The following is a 17,228-nucleotide window of genomic DNA, read 5'->3' on the forward strand; positions in this document are numbered from 1 at the left end:
GGGGCGGGCATCAATCCACCACTACGTCCCACGCACTGTCTGGAGCCTATCACCGCATGACGACCCCATCGGATTCGACCGCCAGCGACTTGCCGACGATTGGCCGGGTCGCGACGATCACCGTCACGATCCTGGCGATTGTCGGCTTTGCATGGATGCTGCTCGAGCTGTCGGGCTTCCTCATGCTGATTTTCGCGGCGCTGGTGCTTGCCGCGATTTTCGATGCGATCACCCGGTCGGTCAGCCGCTTTGCCCGCATCGGACGCGGGCCGGCGCTGGGGGTCTCGGTCGTGCTGATCCTCGCCATATTCGGCGGTGCCTTCACGCTGTTCGGGTCGCAGCTTGCCGGCGAGTTCGAGACGATCCGTAACAGCATCCCGCCCGCGATCGACCAGGTCCGCGCGTTCCTTGAGCGTGCAGGGTTGAGCGAGTCGGTGCGCAACATGGTCGAACAGGGCAGCAGCGACGTGTCGCGCCTTGCCAGCAGGGCGGGAGGATATGTCCTCACTGCAACCAACGGGATCGCCAATTTCGTTCTCGTTTTTGTTGCAGCGATCTTTCTGGCCAGCGATCCGGCGGTGTATCGGCGCGGCTTGCTGCTGTTGATGCCGCACAAGGCTGAACCGACGGTCGCGGCGGCGCTCGACGATGCATCGCGCGGGTTGCGGGGATGGATGGTCGGGCAGGCCGTGTCGTCGTTGGTTGTCGCTGCCTTCACCTGGGCCGGCCTTGAGCTGTTGGGGGTGCCGGCTGCGGGCGGATTGGGCCTGATCGCCGGGCTGCTCGACGTCATCCCGATGATCGGCCCGATCATTGCGGGAGTTCCCGCAGTCTTGCTCGCTTTCACCGTGTCGCCGATGACTGCGCTGTGGACGGTGGTGCTCTTCCTGGTCATCCAGCAGATTCAGGGCAATTTCCTCCAGCCGATGATCCAGAAGCAGGCGGTCGACGTGCCGCCGGCGATCCTGCTCTTTGCCGTGGTCGCGGCGGGGCTGTTGTTCGGCTTCCTTGGCGTCCTGCTCGCCGCCCCGCTGACCGTCGTTGTCTATGTGCTGGTCCAGCGCATCTATGTCCGCACTTTGCTGGGCAAGGACATCAAGATCGCCGGTCAGACCGAGGACGCCGATTAGGCGTCGATGCTCACACCCAGCGAGGCGTTGACCAGTCCGCCATCGACCACCAGCGTGTCGCCGACGACATAGTCCGACGCGCGGCTGGCAAGGAAGATCGCGGCGCCCGCCATGTCCTCGGGCGTGCCAATGCGGCGCATCGGGATGCGTTTGGCGACTTCGTCACCATGGTCGCGGGCGGCGCGGTTCATTTCGCTGGCGAAGGCGCCGGGCGCGAGGCTTGTGACGATGATACCGTCGCGGATCAGCCGCGCGGCCATGCGCTTGGTGAGGTAGATCAGCGCCGCCTTCGACGCGTGATAGCTGTACGTCTCCCATGGATTGAGCCGCAGCCCGTCGATCGAGGTGATGTTGATCACCTTCGATGGTGCGTCATGGCTCGCGCGCGCCTTGAGCAGGCCGTGCAGCGCCTGCGTCAGGAAGAAGGGCGATTTAACGTTGAGGTCCATCACCTTGTCCCAGCCGCTCTCGGGGAAGTCCGCGAACTCGACGCCCCATGCCGCGCCTGCATTGTTGACGAGGATGTCCAGATGCGGCTCGCGCTCCGCCAGTGCGGCGGCGAGCGCCTTGCACCCATCGACCGTCGAGACGTCCATCGGGATCGGGATACAGTTCGGGCCGAGTTCGGCGGCGGTCTCCTCGCACGCCGGGGCTTTTCGCGAGGAGATATAGACCTTCGCCCCCTGCGCGATAAAGCCCTCGGCGATCATCTTGCCGATGCCGCGGCTGCCGCCGGTGACGAGCGCGACCTTGCCGGTCAGGTCGAAGAATTTGCTGGTATCCATTTGCCTCTCCCAAAACTGTTCCCCTCCCGCAAGCGGGAGGGGAGAAGTGTTACCCACCCCGTTTGATCGTCTCGCGCGCGATGATCAGCTGCTGGATTTGGCTGGTGCCTTCGTAGATGCGGAACAGGCGGACGTCGCGGTAGAGTCGCTCGATCCCGTAATCGGCGATATAGCCCGCGCCGCCGAAGATCTGCACCGCGCGGTCCGCGACGCGGCCGACCATTTCGGTCGCGAACAGCTTTGCCGCGGCGGATTCCATCACCACGTCCTTGCCGGCGTCCTTGGCCGCAGCGGTTTCGAGGACGAGGGCGCGGGCGGCCAGCGCTTCAGTCTTGCTGTCGGCGATCATCGCCTGGATCAGCTGATGCTCTGCGATTGGCTTGCCGAACTGCTTGCGTTCGGTGGCGTAGGCGACGCAGTCGGCGATCAGCCGTTCGGCCACGCCGACGCTGACTGCGCTGATATGGAGGCGGCCGCGGTCGAGCACGCGCATCGCGATCTTGAAGCCCTCGCCCTCTTCGCCGAGGCGATTGGCGGCGGGGACGGGGACATCGTCGAAGATCACGTCGGCGACCTTTGCGCCCTTTTGCCCCATTTTCTTCTCAGGCTCGCCGATGCTCACGCCGGGCAAGTCGCGGGGGACGAGAAAGGCGGAGACGCCGCGCGCACCGGGTTCGTCGCCTGTGCGCGCCATCACGGTGAACAGCGATGCCTTGTCGGCATTGGTGATGTAGCGTTTGGTGCCGGAGAGGCGATAGACGTCGCCGTAGCGGACGGCGCGGGCCTTTACCGCGCCGCTGTCGCTGCCGACATCGGGTTCGGTGAGGGCAAAGCTGGTGACGATCTCTCCGGTCGCGATCCTGGGCAGCCATTCGGCCTTCTGCTCGGGGGTGCCGGCCATGACGAGACCCTGTGAGCCGATCCCGACATTGGTGCCGAAGGTCGAGCGGAAGGCGGGGGTGGTGCGCCCGAGTTCGAGCGCGACGCGGCATTCCTCGACCATGGTCAGGCCCAGCCCGCCATATTCCTCGGCGATCGACAGGCCGAACAGGCCCATCGCCTTCATCTCATCGACGATGTGCTGCGGGATCGCGTCGGCCTCTTCGACCTCCGCCTCCAGCGGGCGGAGGCGTTCGGCGACGAAGCGGCGTACCATGTCGATCAATGCGTCGAACGTCTCGGCGTCCAAGCTCATATCCGGCGATCCTGCTCCATACCCTGTTTTCGAATCGAGGGATTAGCAGCGCGAAATCGCGGACGCAAATGCCCGCCGGTCGAGCCGGCGGGCATCGCTCCATCACCCGGGGGATATGTCAGCCGAGGCGGCCGAGGCGGTGATAGAGGTTGGCAAACTGGACCGAGCGCGGGTCGTCGGCGATCTTGCGGGTGTAGTCGGCGACCGCTTCCTTGAGCAGGGCGAAGTCGGCGGTCGAGAAGACCGGACGGGCAGTCGCGGGTTCGGGGGGTCTTCATGGGCTTGCTCCTGTAAATAGTCGTGCATCCTGTATGACTCTCGAATGGCGATGCTGACAATTCCGATAGGGTGTCAGCGCGGTCATGGTGTAGTTCGCGCATGACAAGCTGGTGGATGTTATGTAAATAATTGACATCGGTGATTTCCTGAGAACATACCAGGAACGGAGGCTGTAGGACATGGCGGAGCGGAAATTGTTCGCGGGACACGCCGTGCGGCGGTTGCGGCGGGGGCAGGGCCTGACGCAGGCGGCGATGGCCGAGATGCTCGGCGTTTCGGCCAGCTATCTCAACCTGGTCGAGCGTAACCAGCGGCCGCTGTCGGCGACGCTGATGCTGAGCCTGGCGCAGGTGTTCGACTTCGATCCGCGCACGCTGGCAGCGGGCGAGCCGGGCGGGGGCGAAGAGGCGATGCGTCGCCGCCTTGCCGACCCGTTGTTCGCCGATATCGAGGTCGATCGGACCGAGCTGACCGAATGGCTGGCCGGTGCACCGGGCGGGGCAGAGGCGTTCGCGCGCGCCTATGACCGGATCGGCGCCGGCGGCACGGTGGCCAGCGGCGAGATCGAGGATCCTGGCGCTGCGGTGCGGCGGGAGGTCGAGCGCTGGCGCAACCATTTCGCCGATCTCGACGCCGCCGCCGAAACGCTGGCCGACGAGCTGCGCATCGCGTCGAGCGATCCGTTCGGCGCAATGGCCGAGCGGTTGCGGGTCAAGCACCAGCTGGCGATCCGGGTGCTGCCGATCGAGGTCTTGTCGGGGCTGCGCGTGCGGCTCGACCTGCACGCGCGCCAGCTGCAACTGTCCGAGGCGCTCGATCCGCCGAGCCGGGTGTTCGCGCTCGCCCGCCAGCTGGCGAGCGAGGCGCGGACCGAGATCGAGGCTCTGGTGCGCGGCGCTGGCTTTCCCGACCGCGTTGCCGAGCGGCTTTATCGCCGTCATCTCGCCGGTTACTTCGCGGCGGCAGTGATGATGCCCTACGCCCGCTTTCTGCGCGCGTGCGAGGCGACTGGATATGACCTCGAACTGCTCCGCCGCCGCTTTGGGGCGAGCGCGGAACAGGTAGCGCATCGGCTGACCACGCTGCAGCGTGTCGGCGCACGCGGGCTCCCCTTCTTCATGCTGCGCATCGACCGGGCGGGGCAGGTGTCGAAACGGTTCGCCGGGGCCAGCGCGTCGCCGCTGGTGGAATCGGCGGTGCCATGCCCGTTGCTCGATGCCTATGCCGCCTTTGCGCGTCCCGATGAGCGGATCGTCCAGCTGGTCGAGCTGGAGGACAGATCGCGCTGGTTTACCAGCTCACGCTGCGTCGCCCCGCCGGGCGGCTGGGCGGGAGCAGTGCGCGCGCGGTTCGTGGTCACGCTGGGGCTTGCGGCGGAGGCGGCGACGGGACTGGCGGCGGCGCGAGGACTGGATTTCGGCGGAGAGGCGGCTCCAGTCGGACTCGGCTGTCGCGCCTGCACGCGCGAATGCCCCCAGCGCAGCGCTGCCCCTGCGGGTCGTGCGATGCTGGTCAGCGAACGCGAGGCAGGGGTGTCTCCGTTCGGGTTCGCTGCAGACTGACCAGCGAGTTGCGATTGGAAACGCAGCGTTTCTTCAATGGCGCGATAATGCCTGACACACTTTTGCGACAAATTGGTTGGAATAGTTGATGTTCCCCCCGGTTGGTGTAGCGCGCTCTCCATGCGAATGATTCTTGTTCTGGCTGCTTCGGCTGCAATCCTTGCCTCGTGCGGCGGGGGCGATGCCGCGCAGAAAAAGGGGCGCGAGGCGCCCCTGGTGACGCTTGCCGCGGTTCAGTCCGCGCGTTTTGTCGAGCGAATTGACGCGGTCGGCACCGCGCGCGCGAACGAACAGGTGACGCTCACTGCCCCGGTTACCGAACGAATTCTGCGCCTCAACTTCGAGGACGGGGCCTATGTCGGGCGGGGTCAGGTGATCGCGGTGCTGGCACAGGGCCAGGAAAATGCGCAGCTTGCCCAGGCCAATGCGCGGGCGCGTGAGGCGCAGCAGCAACTCGCCCGGCTCGAAGAGTTGAGAAACCGTGGCTTCGCGACGCGCAGCGCGGTGGACGCGCAACAGGCGCTGGCGAGCCAGGCATCGGGGCAGGCTGCCGAAGCGCGCGCATCGATCGGCGACCGTGTGGTGCGTGCGCCGTTCGGCGGCTGGGTATCGCTGCGCAACATTTCCGCCGGTGCGGTGGTAGGCGCGGGGACCGAAATCGCGACGGTGAGCGACATCAGCCGGATCAAGCTCGATTTCGCCGTGCCCGAAACGCTGCTGGCGCAGATTCAGCCGGGCCAGGCGATTGTCGCCACCGCCGCTGCCTATCCCGATCAGCCATTTCGCGGCACGATCGCAACGATCGACCCGGTGCTGAACCCCCAGACCCGCGCCGCCACCGTGCGTGCGGTGCTCGCCAATGGCGACCGCAAGCTCAAACCCGGCATGCTGTTGACGGTGACGATCGAGGCGCAGGCGCGCACCAGCGTAGCGGTGCCGGAACTCGCGGTGGTAGGCGAGGGCGACCAGAGCTTTGTCTTCACGATCGAGAACGGGAAAGCGAAGCGGGTGCCGATCCGCACCGGGCTGCGTCAGAACGGGCTGGTCGAGGTGACGCAGGGTCTGAAGCCCGGCCAGCGTGTCGTGACCGAGGGCGTGGTCAAGATTGCCGAGGGGCAGCAGGTCCGCACTGGCGGCCCCGGCAATGCCGCGCCCAAGGGTATCGGCCAGGCCAAGGGTAACTGATGCAGATTTCCGACCTCTCGGTTCGCAGGCCGGTTTTTGCGGCGGTGATGGCGATCCTGCTGACGATTATCGGGGTCGTCGGATTCTTGAGCCTGTCGGTGCGTGAATATCCCGACACCGACCCGCCGGTGGTGTCGGTCGAAACATCCTATACCGGTGCCGCTGCGAGCGTGATCGAAGCGCGGATCACCCAGCCGATCGAAGAGGCGCTGTCGGGGATTGAGGGGATCCAGACGATCACATCCCGCTCGCGTGACGGCGTGTCGGATGTTTCGATCGAGTTCCGCCCCGGTCGCGACATCGATTCCGCAGCCAACGACGTGCGCGATCGGATCGGCAGCGTTGTCGAAGACCTGCCGGAAGAAGTGATCGCGCCGGAAGTGCGAAAGGTGGATGCCGACAGCTCGCCGATCCTGTTCCTCGTCATCTCGCGCCCGGGCTGGTCGCGGCTGGAACTGTCGGATTATGTCGATCGCACGTTGGTCGATCGGTTCAGCACGATCGACGGCGTCGCGCGGGTGTTTGTCGCGGGCGATGCGCGGCCGTCGATGCGCGTATGGCTGGATGCGACGCGCCTGGCCGCCTATTCGCTGACCCCGGCAGATGTCGAGACCGCACTGCGCAGCCAGAATGTCGAACTGCCCGCCGGCCGCCTCGAATCGCAGCAGCAGAACCGCACGCTGCGCGTCGATCGCCCGTTCGCGACGGCTGGCGATTTCTCGAACCTGGTCGTGGGTCGCGGCGCGGACGGATATCTGGTCCGGCTGGGCGATGTCGCGCGGGTCGAGCAGTCGGCGGAGAATCCGTACAACGCCTTTCGCATGAATGGCCAGTCGGCGGTGGGCCTGGGCATCGTCCGTCAATCGGGTGCCAACACGCTGGAGGTCGCGGAAACGGCCAAGGCGACGGCGGAAGCGGTCAAGGCTGACCTGCCCGAGGGAATGACGATCACGGTCGGATCCGACGATTCGCTGTTCATCGGTCGCGCGATCGAAAAGGTGTGGCAGACGCTGGCCGAAGCGGCTGTGCTGGTCGTCCTCGTCATCTTCCTGTTCCTGGGATCGTGGCGGGCGACGCTGATCCCGGCAGTGACAGTGCCGATCTGCCTGCTTGGCGCATTCGCGGTGCTATGGCTGGCGGGATTCTCGATCAACCTGCTGACCCTTCTCGCGCTCGTGCTCGCAATCGGTCTGGTCGTCGATGACGCGATCGTCGTGCTCGAGAATGTCTATCACCGGATCGAGGAGGGCGAGCCACCGCTTGTCGCCGCGTTCAAGGGGACGCGGCAGGTCGGTTTCGCGGTGGTGTCGACGACGCTGGTGGTGTGCGCCGTGTTCGTGCCGATCTGTTTCCTCGCCGGGCAGACCGGGTTGTTGTTCCGCGAGCTGGCCGTCGCAATGATCGGCGCGATCGCCTTTTCCGGCTTCCTTGCGCTCAGCCTGACGCCGATGCTGTGTTCCAAGATGCTGCGCAAGGAAAAGCGCGGTCGCTTCACCGGCTGGGTCGACGACAAGTTCCAGCGGCTCGAGGGATTTTACAGCCGCCAGCTTTCGCGCGCGATCGACAAGCCCGTGATCCCGCTGATCGGCGTACTCGCCTTTCTGTTCGCTGCGGGCGGCGCGTTCGTGACGCTTCAGTCCGAGCTGGTCCCGGCCGAGGATCAGGGTGTCGCGCAGGTGCAGATCAGCGCGCCCGAGGGCACGAGCTTCGACCAGATGGACCGGTATATGCTGGGCACGCAGGAGAAGTTGCTCCCGCTGCTCGATCAGGGTGCGGTGCGGACGATCATCACCCGCACGCCGGGCGGATTTGGTGCGGGCGACGATTTCAACAGCGGCACATTCATCGTCTTTCTGAAGACCTGGGAAGAGCGCGACACGTCGACGCAGGCGGTCGCGCAGCAGATCAACCGTATCCTCGCCAACGAACCGGCGGTGCGCGGCAACGCGCAGGTGCGGTCGGCTCTGGGGCGCGGGCGCGGGCAGCCGATCAACTTCGTTCTGGCGGGCAACACCTATGAGGGGCTGGTCGCTGCCCGCAACCGCATCGTTGCGGCGGCGGCGCAGAACCCGGGGATCGTAAACCTCGATTCCGACTACAAGGAAACCAAGCCGCAGATGCGGATCGAGGTCGACACGACCCGCGCCGGCGATCTGGGCGTGTCGGTCAATGCGGTCAGCCAGGCGCTGCAGACATTGCTCGGGTCGCGCCGCGTTTCGACCTATCTCGACCGGGGCGAGGAGTATCGGGTGATTGTTCAGGCGGATGCCGAAAACCGCTCGACGCTTGCCAACCTCGCCCAGATCCATGTCCGCGCGCGTGACGGGTCGCTGGTGCCGTTGTCCAACCTCGTCACCACGCGCGAAATGTCGGGGCCGCGCGATCTTGGCCGCTACAACAAGCTGCGCGCGATCACCCTGTCTGGCGGCGTCGCGCCAGGCTATTCGCTGGGGCAGGCGCTGACCTTCCTTCAGGAACAGGCAGCGGAATCGCCCGAAGTGCTGGCGGTCGGCTATCGCGGCGAAAGCCAGGCGTTCGTCGAGACCGGCGGGTCGATCCTGCTGGTGTTCGGCCTCACCATCCTCGTCGTCTATCTGCTGCTCGCCGCGCAGTTCGAGAGCTTCGTGCATCCCGGCGTGATCATCATGACCGTACCGCTCGCCGTCGCAGGCGGGATGCTCGGGCTATTCTTCTTCGGCAAGACACTCAATCTCTACAGTCAGATCGGCATCGTCATGCTCGTCGGATTGGCGGCGAAGAACGGCATCCTGATCGTCGAATTCGCCAACCAGCTGCGCGACGAGGGCAAGAGCATCGCCGACGCGATCCGCATGGCTTCGGCACGGCGTCTGCGCGCGATCCTGATGACGTCGATTGCGACCGCGGCGGGCGCGGTGCCGCTGATGCTGGCGAGCGGCGCGGGCGCGGGCGCGCGATCGGCGATCGGCGTGGTGATCGTGTTCGGCGTGCTGCTCGCGACGCTCATCACCTTGTTCCTCATCCCGATCCTGTATAGCAGGCTTGCCAAGTGGACCGGTTCGCCCCAAGCCGTGAGCCGGGAGCTTGATGCGGCGATGGCACAGCCGCAACCGGCCGAATAAGCCGGGTCAAAAGGACTGGGGAGCGGTAATGGAGATTGCGTCCAAGGGACAGTTGCGGCTTGCGTTTCTGCGCTGGGCGGTGGTCACCGTCCCGTTCATCCTGTTGCTCGGCTTTACCTCGGCCCGCATCGCTCCGACCGGCGCTGAAAACCTGTGGTACCAGATGCTGGAAAAGCCGCCGCAGACCCCGCCCGACTGGGCGTTTCCGGTCGCGTGGACGGTCATCTATGTCCTGATGGGCCTGGCGCTGGCGATGATCATCAATGCGCGCGGGTCGAAGCTGCGCGGCCCGGCGCTGGTGCTGTTCGCGGTGCAGATGGGCGCGAACCTCGCCTGGTCGCCCTTGTTCTTTGGCATGCATCAGGTGTTCTGGGCGTTCGTGCTGATCGGGGTGATCCTGGTGCTGGCACTCGCCACGACGATCCTGTTCGGGCGGATCCGCACCGGTGCGGCGATCCTGATGATCCCCTATCTGGGCTGGCTGTGCTTCGCGGGATGGCTGTGCTTCCAGATCGACCAGCTCAATCCCAACGCCGAAACCCTTGTCCCGGCGCAGTCCGCGCCCCAAATGGCTATTTGAGTTTGGTTCAGCTGGGCTGAACGTGCGGCACCGGCCCGCTCCCCCACCCGGCCACCCATAGGCTACTAAAGTTGGGTGGCCGGGTGCGGTAGCCCCGCAAAGTATTACTTTGCGGGGACCCCGTGGGGGAGCGGGCCGGTGCCGCCCAGGAGATAAACAATGCAGAGCGACAACCGCATTTTCGACGATTTCGTGAAGTTCGTGAACGGCGCGGCCGGCACGATGGCCGGCATGGCGCGTGAGGGCGAGAGCGCAGCGCGTGAGCGGTTCAAGAGCTTTGTCGGGGGCATGGATTTCGTCGCGCGCGACGAGTTCGAGGCGGTGAAGGCGATGGCCGCTGCGGCACGCGACGAGAATGATGCGCTGCGTGCGCGGATCGAGGCGCTGGAGGCGAAGCTGGCCGGAACTGCCGCAGCTGCGAAGCCCAGCAAGCCCAGAAAGCCGGGCGCGGGCCTCTAAAACCCGTTTTTCCACATCTATTTCCGCCGCGTTTACGCTATGCTGCTTGTGCGGCGCGGCGAGGATTGGCACCAACTGCGCCAGGCAAGGGCCGGGCGGAGGACGACCGGAATGCTCGATGAGAGCGAATATGAGCGCGACGATGACGCCGCGCCGATCGACATGCTGGAAAGCTATTTCGCGGCGCATGGCTGGAGCCATACGCGCGAAGAGGATGAGGTCGTTGCCAAGGTAAAGGGCAGCTGGACCGAGTACGAGCTGCGCGCCATCTGGCGCGAGGACGATGGCGTGCTCCAGTTTCTGGCGTTCCCGGATGTGCGCATCCCGGACGAGCGCCGCGCGGCGATCTATGAGACGATCGGGCTGGTCAACGAACAGCTCTGGGTCGGCCATTTCGAACTTTGGTCGTCGAGCGGGATCCTGCTCTACCGCAACGCCGCGATGATCCCTGGCGAGGACGGCGGATCGATTACGCTGCAGCACACCGAATTGCTGGTCGAAAGCGCGATCGACGAATGCGAGCGCTTCTACCCGGTGTTCCAGTTCGTCCTGTGGGGCGGCAAGTCGCCGAAGGAAGCGATCGCCGCCGCGCTGATCGAGACGCAGGGCGAGGCGTAAGCGCAAGCAATAGTCCCGTCGCCCCGTGCTCGACGCGGGGCCGGGCTTCTTTGACCGGCCTGGGCAGCCCCGCACCGTCAAGCCTGCGCCTCAGCAGCCATAGTCCTGGAGGCCGTGAACCCACAAACGACCGCTTTCAGCGAGATGGCTGGACGGCTGAAATTGGGTGGGAAGCTGCCAGCCTACTTTGCGGGCAAGTCCGCGCATAGCTGACGTCCGTTTCGGTCACTTTTGACTGAAACTGCCTCGACCCGGATCGCGTTTTCTTCGCCATCTTCCTTCAATGGAGGGTCGCGGAAATGGCGCGCCTGCACCTCGTAAGAAGTAGCACCACAGACCTCTACAATCAGCTGATCGTCACTTTCCCAGTGTAGGCCCACACGATTAGAATTAGCCGCAGATACTACCACCTGCCCGGCCGAAGGCGATCCCGCGCTCCGTTGGATCAAGACGATGCGGCGATGATCGCTATTGGAAGCTGGTGCGCCCTTATATTCAGCCACAGCAACATACTGGTGATCGGGAGACATTGCTTCGCTGGTTCGCTCCCACTCAGCATGTTTGCATCCAGCCAGCGCAAAAATGACCAAGCCGGAGGTTAGAAGCGGTCGCATTCTACGACGTTAGCAAAGGCGCCGACGACCGCAATCAGGAAGCGGAAAACAGATAGCGAAGGCCCGCTATGGGGTCGTTAGCAGCCCGTCCGCTTTATGAGACTACGGCCTATTGGGTGACGCGAGGCGCGCCGTTGTGGGCGCGCCCTTGCCCCATCAACTTGCCGGCCCGATCGTCTTCACCACCTTGCCCTTGTCGTCGAGGAAGTCGATCGCTGCGCCGCCGTCGGGGGCGACCTTGAGCATCAGGCGGGGCTTGCCGGTGGCGTCCTGAAGCATCACCACCGATGCCTTGTCGCGCGACTTGCCGACGAACAGGCGCGCGGCGCCGGGCTCGCCATCGGTGCGCATCACCGCCTTGCCATCGACCTTGGCGAACATACTGCCCGCCGGGCGATCGGAGATGATCAGCGCGGCGCTGTCGCGGTTGCCGCTGTCGGTCTGGAGCAATTGCAGCGTCTGGTCATTCTCGAACCGGTCGAAGGTCAGGCTGGCCCCGGCATTGAGATTGTCGCCATCCTTCTTGCCGGCCCAGATCAGGCCACCGCTTTCGGTGCCTTCGTCGTTGAGCATCAGCATACCGGCGGCAAAGGCGCGGTCGGGGCGCGCGATCTCGTCACCCTTGTAGAAGGCACCGGGGAAGCGGCCCTTGCTGGCGATCACCAGCCGCAGCGTGCCGTCCGGCTCGCGGACATTGATCCGCTCGACATCGATCGTCCCGAATTTCTGCGGCTTCGTCGCTGCCACCAATGTCACCGCCGCGATGGTCACCGCTGCACCCGTCACCAAACCCTGCCAATACGCCATTTTAGTCCCCGAAAGTTGCGGACGCGGAACGTACTGGCGGGCGAAGCGGGGTCAACCGCGCGCGGCGTGTTTTCTGGGGGCTTGACCCGACGCCGCGCTTCTTCGACGGGCGGTAAAGGCAATGGAGCTGTGGCAATGACGACCCCCAAGACCCTGTGGCTGATCGGTTGCGGCAATATGGCCGGGGCGATGTTGCGGCGCTGGATCGCGGCGGGGACCGTGCGCGGGGAGGATGTGTTTGTCCTCAATCGCGGCGACTGCGACCTGCCCCAAGGCGTGCGGCAGGGGCGGGTGCTGCCCGAGGGCGCGCTGCCCGACGCAGTCATGCTGGGGGTCAAGCCGCAGCAGCTGGACGGAATTGCGGATCAGATTGCGGCCCGGATCGCGGGCGTGCCGATGCTGGTGTCGATCCTTGCCGGGGTCGAGGAGGCGGCGCTGGCGGCGCGGTTCGATGCCGGGGCGATCGTGCGTGCGATGCCCAACCTGCCGGTCGAGATCGGCAAGGGTGTGGTCGCGCTGCATAGCGACAGTGCGGATGCCGAAGCGCGGGCCGGGGCCGAGGTGCTGATGGCCCCGCTCGGCCTCGTCGAATGGGTCGATGCCGCGCGGTTCGACGCGGTGACCGCGCTCGCGGGCAGCGGCCCTGCGTTCGTCTATCGCTTCGTCGACGCGTTGGCGGCGGCTGGCGCGGCGGTCGGCATTCCCGCAGATCAGGCGCTGCGGCTTGCGCTGGCGACGGTCGAGGGCGGGGCGTTGCTGGCCGCCCGATCCTCCGAGACGCCTGCGACGCTCGCCGACAAGGTCGCGAGCCCCGGTGGATCGACCCGCAAGGGACTGGATGTACTCGATACCGATTCCGCGCTGGTGAAGCTGTTGACCGCCACGCTCGAAGCGTCCGAGCGGCGCAACGCCGAAATGGCCGCCGCCGCGCACGGCTGAACGGAACGTCCAACCCGCTGAAAACGTTGTCGCGCCACATTCCAAGTCATGGAGGCGATGATGGCGACCAAGGCGCAGAGCAGAGCGAAGCAGGCAGACAATCAGGCCCGGGACAGCCAGGGCCGGTTCAAGGAAGAAGGCGGCTGGGGCGGCAGCTTCGGCAAGATCGCTGGCGCGACTGCGGCGGGCGCGGCGCTGGGTGTGCTGGCGATGCTGGGCCGCAAGGCGGCGGTGCAATCGCCGACCCTGCTGGCGGGCGACTGGATGGACGGGCTGATCGCCGAGCATCAGGCGGTGCTCAAACTGCTCGACGCGATCGAGGCGACCGACGATAGCGCAACCGCGCGGCGCACGATGATGCTGACCCAGCTCAAGCACGCGCTGGCCAAGCATGCGATCGAGGAAGAAAATGTGATCTATCCCGCGCTGCGTGAGGCCGGGAAGGTCGAGGCGGCGGACGAGCTCAACAACGAGCATGGCTATGTGAAGCAGCATTTGTACGAGCTGGACAATATGCCCGCCGCGAGCCCGCAATTCCTCGCGACGATCCGCAAGCTGCGCAGCGAACTGGAGGAGCATATGCAGGATGAGGAGGAGCGGCTGTTCCCGCAGCTGCGCGCCAGCCTGTCGGAAGAAAAGAACGCCGCGCTCACCAAGGCGATGAACCGCGAGGGGTTCAAGGTGGCCTAGCGCCCCAGGTCCGATACCCGCTTGCGCTCGTCGGCGGGGATCAGCCCCTCAAGCACTGCCCAGAACCCCCCGACCGCCGCCTGTCCCGCCGAGGAATAGGCGGCGGTCATCTTTTCGCGGAGTGCGTCGAACAGTTCCGCTTCCAATTTCGTGCCCTCGGGCGTCAGCCGCAGCAGGCGTTGGCGGCGATCTTCGCGCCCCGGCCGCGTCTCGATCAGGCCGCGTTCGGTCAGGTCGGTCAGCACGCGCCCAAGCGACTGCTTGGTGATTGCGAGCAGCGAGATCAGCTCGCCCACCGTGATGTCGGGCTGGCGCGCGACGAAGTAGAGCGACCGGTGATGCGCGCGGCCCAGCCCCTGCGCCGCCAGCCCCTCGTCGATCGAGCGGGTGAGGTGGCTGTAGCCGAAATAGAGCATTTCGACGCCGCGCCGGATCTCGGCTTCGCGCAGGAATAGCGGGGACGCAGTTGGGACAGCCATGTTGACCTGTTTTGCCATCGGCCTTAGGCGTGCGCAACGGTAGATTCCGGGTCAATTCGGGAGAGTGATGTGAGCAGCCTGTTCCACGTTGAAGCCAATCCGGCTCCGGTCGATGCGAACGAGCGGACGCGCCTCCTTGCCGATCCGGGCTTCGGAAAGCTGTTCACCGATCATATGGCGATGATCCGCTGGTCGGACGCAAAGGGTTGGCACGACGCGAAAATCACCGCGCGCGCACCCCTGACGCTCGATCCCGCAACCGCCGTGCTGCACTATGCGCAGGAGATTTTCGAGGGGCTCAAGGCCTATCGCCTCGGCGATGGCGGGACCGCGCTGTTCCGCCCCGAGGAGAATGCCCGCCGCTTCCGCGAATCGGCGCGGCGCATGGCGATGCCCGAACTGCCCGACGAGCTGTTCATCGGCTCGCTCGAGGCGCTGGTCGCCGCCGACCGCGACTGGATTCCGACGCTTGAGGGCGGGTCGCTCTATCTGCGCCCGTTCATGTTCGCGAGCGAGGTGTTCCTGGGGGGTGAAGCCCGCGAGCGAATATCTCTACCTCGTCATCGCATCGCCCGCCGGTGCCTATTTCAAGAGCGGGGCGAAGGCGGTGACGATCTGGGTCTCCGACCATTACACCCGCGCCGCGCCGGGCGGTACGGGGGCGGCCAAGTGTGGTGGCAACTATGCCGCCAGCCTGGTCGCGCAGGCCGAGGCGATCAAGCAGGGCTGCGACCAGGTCGTGTTCCTCGACGCGGCTGAGCGCCGCTGGGTGGAGGAACTGGGCGGCATGAACCTGTTCTTCGTGTTCGACGATGGCAGCATCGTCACCCCGCCGCTGACCGGCACGATCCTGCCCGGAATCACGCGCGAGTCGATCATCGCGCTGGCGCGGGAGCAGGGGATCACGGTGCGTGAGGAGCCCTATGCGATCGACCAGTGGGAGGCGGATGCGAACAGCGGTCGGCTGGTCGAAACCTTTGCCTGCGGCACCGCGGCGGTGGTCACCCCGGTCGGCCAGGTGAAGAGCCGCGACGGCGGCTTCACCATCGGCAGCGGCGGCCCGGGACAGGTGACCGAAGCGCTCAAGGCACGCCTGACCGCGATCCAGCGCGGCGAAGCGCCCGACCCGCATGGCTGGGTGCATCGGTTCGGTTAAATCCTCTTTTCAGCGGCGGCGCGGCGCTCTAAGGGCGTCGCTTCCGCGACATGTTGGGGCGTAGCCAAGCGGTAAGGCAGCGGTTTTTGGTACCGCCATGCGCTGGTTCGAATCCAGCCGCCCCAGCCATTCCCACCCGATCGATCTAGGGGCGGCCCGTGATGACGGTCGGTGTCTCGATCAGCAGCGTCCAGGGCGTCGGCAGGTAATCGAGCGACATATAGAAATAGAAGGCGCAGGAACCGTCGCGGCGGAACGTTGCGCCCTTGACGATTCCGAACGCGGCCGTTCCGCTGAACACCGGACCGCCGCTGTCGCCCTGTTTGCACGTCGGCCCCGCCACAGCGACCCAGGTGGGAAGGCAGAACCCGCCGCACAGCTCGCCCGATGGGGCGAAATCGAGCAGGGTCACTTCGGCGCAGCTGTACCCCGTGCTCTCGCCGCGATGGCAGACAAAGTCGCCCGCGCGGGTGCTCGGCTTGGTCCGCTGCACCTCGACCGGGCGCGCCACCGTCCGTGCGGTGTCGGCGAAGAACAGCGGGCGGGCGGGGGCGGGGCCGGCATGGATCTGAACGTCGTGATAGCCCCAGCCCCATTGCCCGACAAAGGCGAGCGGGGTCGCCTGGCGCTGCGGATCGATATAGCTGAGGTCGTCGAGGCAGTGGGCGGCGGTGGTGATGCCGGTGCGCGTGCCGTCGCCGACCAGAAAGCCGCTGGTGCAGCGATAGCGCTTGCCGCTGACCGGATCGGTCCCGTCGAGCCGCCCGCCGCCCTGTGGGCCGAGGTTGCGGTCCACATGATCGAGCGCGCGGACCCGGACCGGGACGCCGGTCAATTGTGTCAGCCGTGCGTCGAGCATCGCGGCTCCCCCTGCCTTCTCGACTGCGGCATTGCCCGCGATCACCACCAGCTCACCGGTACGCGGGTCGATGCCCATGGCGGGATAGCTGCCCAGCGCCGCGCGGATCGCGGCCTGGTGATGGGACAGCGCCCAAACCACGCGGTCGCGGCTAACCTTTGCTCCGGTGCGAAACTGAACCTGAACCCGCGTCGTCCCCGCCGTGATCCAGCGCGTGGGGACCGGCTGGTCGCCCGTCAGATAGACGATGAAGCGGTAGTCGGGACGATGCTGGACCGAGATTCCGGCGAGACGGTCGCGGTAGCGGTCGGCGATCGCGTCGATGACGGGAACGCTGTCCTGCTGCGCCGCGAGCCGCCGCACCGCTTCGGGCTGCGTAACGCCATAGGCGCGGGCATATTCGGCACCGTCCTGCGCCAGCGCGTCGTCGCGCGTCTGGGCGGTCTGCGCGGCTGCCGGGGTTGCGGCCAGCATCAGCGCGGCGGGCAGGAACAGGCGCGATGAGGTCGGGCGCATGGCTTCGCCTACATGAGCTGGGCGGCGGTGAGAAGCGGTTCAGCCGTCAGCGGATATGCCGGGGACCGCTTCGCGACCTCCCGGATTTCAAGGAACGCCCCGACCACTTGCGATCCATTGTTGGCGATGATAGCCGATCCATTCATGGCAATCGATTGCAGGTCGCAAGTCACTTCGCTCGCGGCCCTGTGACGGGAACGTTTTTCGGGAGGGGCGCGATGAGATTCGGGTTGAACGGAGGCGGTACCGCGCTGCTACTGGGTGCATTGTCGCT

Annotated in this window: 14 protein-coding genes, 1 tRNA gene and 1 pseudogene; 11 read left to right on the forward strand and 5 right to left on the reverse strand. The window is 65.9% G+C overall.

Annotated features, from left to right (window positions below):
* Positions 1–56: 56 nt before the first annotated feature.
* Positions 57–1,130: an AI-2E family transporter gene (locus LRS08_RS17285; RefSeq protein WP_257845998.1), complete on the forward strand. Its 1,074-nt coding sequence runs from the start codon at positions 57–59 to the stop codon at positions 1,128–1,130.
* On the opposite strand, the gene LRS08_RS17290 is transcribed toward LRS08_RS17285, so the two are convergent.
* Positions 1,127–1,915, reverse strand: a complete 789-nt coding sequence (locus LRS08_RS17290; protein WP_260481030.1) for an SDR family oxidoreductase — start codon at positions 1,913–1,915, stop codon at positions 1,127–1,129. The two genes, LRS08_RS17285 and LRS08_RS17290, sit on opposite strands and share 4 nt — an antisense overlap.
* Positions 1,916–1,964: 49 nt before the next feature.
* Positions 1,965–3,110: an acyl-CoA dehydrogenase family protein gene (locus tag LRS08_RS17295; protein WP_257845997.1), complete on the reverse strand. Its 1,146-nt coding sequence runs from the start codon at positions 3,108–3,110 to the stop codon at positions 1,965–1,967.
* Positions 3,111–3,568: 458 nt separating this feature from the next.
* Here LRS08_RS17295 and LRS08_RS17300 point away from each other — a divergent pair, with 458 nt between their 5' ends.
* From LRS08_RS17300 to LRS08_RS17325, 6 genes are all read left to right on the forward strand, one after another.
* Positions 3,569–4,951: a short-chain fatty acyl-CoA regulator family protein gene (locus tag LRS08_RS17300; RefSeq protein ID WP_257845996.1), complete on the forward strand. Its 1,383-nt coding sequence runs from the start codon at positions 3,569–3,571 to the stop codon at positions 4,949–4,951.
* A gap of 120 nt (positions 4,952–5,071) precedes the next feature.
* A complete protein-coding gene (locus LRS08_RS17305; protein WP_257845995.1) occupies positions 5,072–6,136 on the forward strand; it encodes an efflux RND transporter periplasmic adaptor subunit in 1,065 nt (354 codons plus the stop codon).
* A complete protein-coding gene (locus tag LRS08_RS17310) occupies positions 6,136–9,237 on the forward strand; it encodes an efflux RND transporter permease subunit (protein ID WP_257845994.1) in 3,102 nt (1,033 codons plus the stop codon). Before LRS08_RS17305 ends, LRS08_RS17310 begins: the two co-directional genes overlap by 1 nt.
* 28 nt (positions 9,238–9,265) lie before the next feature.
* The gene (locus tag LRS08_RS17315) at positions 9,266–9,817 is read left to right on the forward strand and encodes a TspO/MBR family protein (protein ID WP_257845993.1); all 552 of its coding nucleotides are present in this window, start codon (positions 9,266–9,268) and stop codon (positions 9,815–9,817) included.
* A gap of 159 nt (positions 9,818–9,976) precedes the next feature.
* Complete coding sequence (locus LRS08_RS17320) at positions 9,977–10,276, forward strand: accessory factor UbiK family protein (protein ID WP_257845992.1); 300 nt, start codon at positions 9,977–9,979, stop codon at positions 10,274–10,276.
* A gap of 111 nt (positions 10,277–10,387) precedes the next feature.
* Positions 10,388–10,894 carry a YbjN domain-containing protein gene (locus LRS08_RS17325; protein ID WP_257845991.1) on the forward strand — a complete coding sequence of 169 codons (507 nt, stop codon included), beginning with the start codon at positions 10,388–10,390 and terminating at the stop codon, positions 10,892–10,894.
* A 770-nt stretch (positions 10,895–11,664) separates the two neighbouring features.
* Here the strand turns inward: LRS08_RS17325 and LRS08_RS17330 are convergent.
* Positions 11,665–12,294, reverse strand: a complete 630-nt coding sequence (locus LRS08_RS17330; RefSeq protein WP_257845990.1) for a hypothetical protein — start codon at positions 12,292–12,294, stop codon at positions 11,665–11,667.
* A 156-nt stretch (positions 12,295–12,450) separates the two neighbouring features.
* On the opposite strand from LRS08_RS17330, the gene proC reads away from it, so the two are divergent.
* Together proC and LRS08_RS17340 are read left to right on the forward strand one after the other, a co-directional pair.
* Positions 12,451–13,254, forward strand: a complete 804-nt coding sequence (gene proC, locus LRS08_RS17335) for a pyrroline-5-carboxylate reductase (RefSeq protein WP_257845989.1) — start codon at positions 12,451–12,453, stop codon at positions 13,252–13,254.
* A gap of 57 nt (positions 13,255–13,311) precedes the next feature.
* Positions 13,312–13,944, forward strand: coding sequence for a hemerythrin domain-containing protein (locus LRS08_RS17340; protein WP_260481031.1), 633 nt, complete (start codon positions 13,312–13,314; stop codon positions 13,942–13,944).
* On the opposite strand, the gene LRS08_RS17345 is transcribed toward LRS08_RS17340, so the two are convergent.
* Positions 13,941–14,423, reverse strand: coding sequence for a MarR family winged helix-turn-helix transcriptional regulator (locus LRS08_RS17345; RefSeq protein WP_257845986.1), 483 nt, complete (start codon positions 14,421–14,423; stop codon positions 13,941–13,943). The genes LRS08_RS17340 and LRS08_RS17345 overlap by 4 nt on opposite strands.
* Positions 14,424–14,501: 78 nt before the next feature.
* On the opposite strand from LRS08_RS17345, the pseudogene LRS08_RS17350 reads away from it, so the two are divergent.
* Both LRS08_RS17350 and LRS08_RS17355 read left to right on the forward strand, forming a co-directional pair.
* Positions 14,502–15,579: pseudogene (locus LRS08_RS17350) on the forward strand (branched-chain amino acid aminotransferase).
* A 54-nt stretch (positions 15,580–15,633) separates the two neighbouring features.
* A tRNA-Gln gene (locus LRS08_RS17355) sits at positions 15,634–15,708 on the forward strand.
* Positions 15,709–15,724: 16 nt separating this feature from the next.
* Here LRS08_RS17355 and LRS08_RS17360 read toward each other — a convergent pair.
* The gene (locus LRS08_RS17360; protein ID WP_260481032.1) at positions 15,725–16,954 is read right to left on the reverse strand and encodes a S1 family peptidase; all 1,230 of its coding nucleotides are present in this window, start codon (positions 16,952–16,954) and stop codon (positions 15,725–15,727) included.
* Positions 16,955–17,228: the final 274 nt, after the last annotated feature.

This window comes from Sphingomonas sp. J315, from assembly GCF_024666595.1.
In the GTDB taxonomy this organism is placed as follows: domain Bacteria; phylum Pseudomonadota; class Alphaproteobacteria; order Sphingomonadales; family Sphingomonadaceae; genus Sphingomonas.

Bases quoted from the DNA above. Each gene is read 5' to 3' on its own strand.
- LRS08_RS17285 (WP_257845998.1), top strand. From the start codon at position 57: ATGACGACCCCATCGGATTCGACCGCCAGCGACTTGCCGACGATTGGC.
- LRS08_RS17290 (WP_260481030.1), bottom strand. From the start codon at position 1,915: ATGGATACCAGCAAATTCTTCGACCTGACCGGCAAGGTCGCGCTCGTC.
- LRS08_RS17295 (WP_257845997.1), bottom strand. From the start codon at position 3,110: ATGAGCTTGGACGCCGAGACGTTCGACGCATTGATCGACATGGTACGC.
- LRS08_RS17300 (WP_257845996.1), top strand. From the start codon at position 3,569: ATGGCGGAGCGGAAATTGTTCGCGGGACACGCCGTGCGGCGGTTGCGG.
- LRS08_RS17305 (WP_257845995.1), top strand. From the start codon at position 5,072: ATGCGAATGATTCTTGTTCTGGCTGCTTCGGCTGCAATCCTTGCCTCG.
- LRS08_RS17310 (WP_257845994.1), top strand. From the start codon at position 6,136: ATGCAGATTTCCGACCTCTCGGTTCGCAGGCCGGTTTTTGCGGCGGTG.
- LRS08_RS17315 (WP_257845993.1), top strand. From the start codon at position 9,266: ATGGAGATTGCGTCCAAGGGACAGTTGCGGCTTGCGTTTCTGCGCTGG.
- LRS08_RS17320 (WP_257845992.1), top strand. From the start codon at position 9,977: ATGCAGAGCGACAACCGCATTTTCGACGATTTCGTGAAGTTCGTGAAC.
- LRS08_RS17325 (WP_257845991.1), top strand. From the start codon at position 10,388: ATGCTCGATGAGAGCGAATATGAGCGCGACGATGACGCCGCGCCGATC.
- proC (WP_257845989.1), top strand. From the start codon at position 12,451: ATGACGACCCCCAAGACCCTGTGGCTGATCGGTTGCGGCAATATGGCC.
- LRS08_RS17340 (WP_260481031.1), top strand. From the start codon at position 13,312: ATGATGGCGACCAAGGCGCAGAGCAGAGCGAAGCAGGCAGACAATCAG.
- LRS08_RS17345 (WP_257845986.1), bottom strand. From the start codon at position 14,423: ATGGCTGTCCCAACTGCGTCCCCGCTATTCCTGCGCGAAGCCGAGATC.
- LRS08_RS17360 (WP_260481032.1), bottom strand. From the start codon at position 16,954: ATGCGCCCGACCTCATCGCGCCTGTTCCTGCCCGCCGCGCTGATGCTG.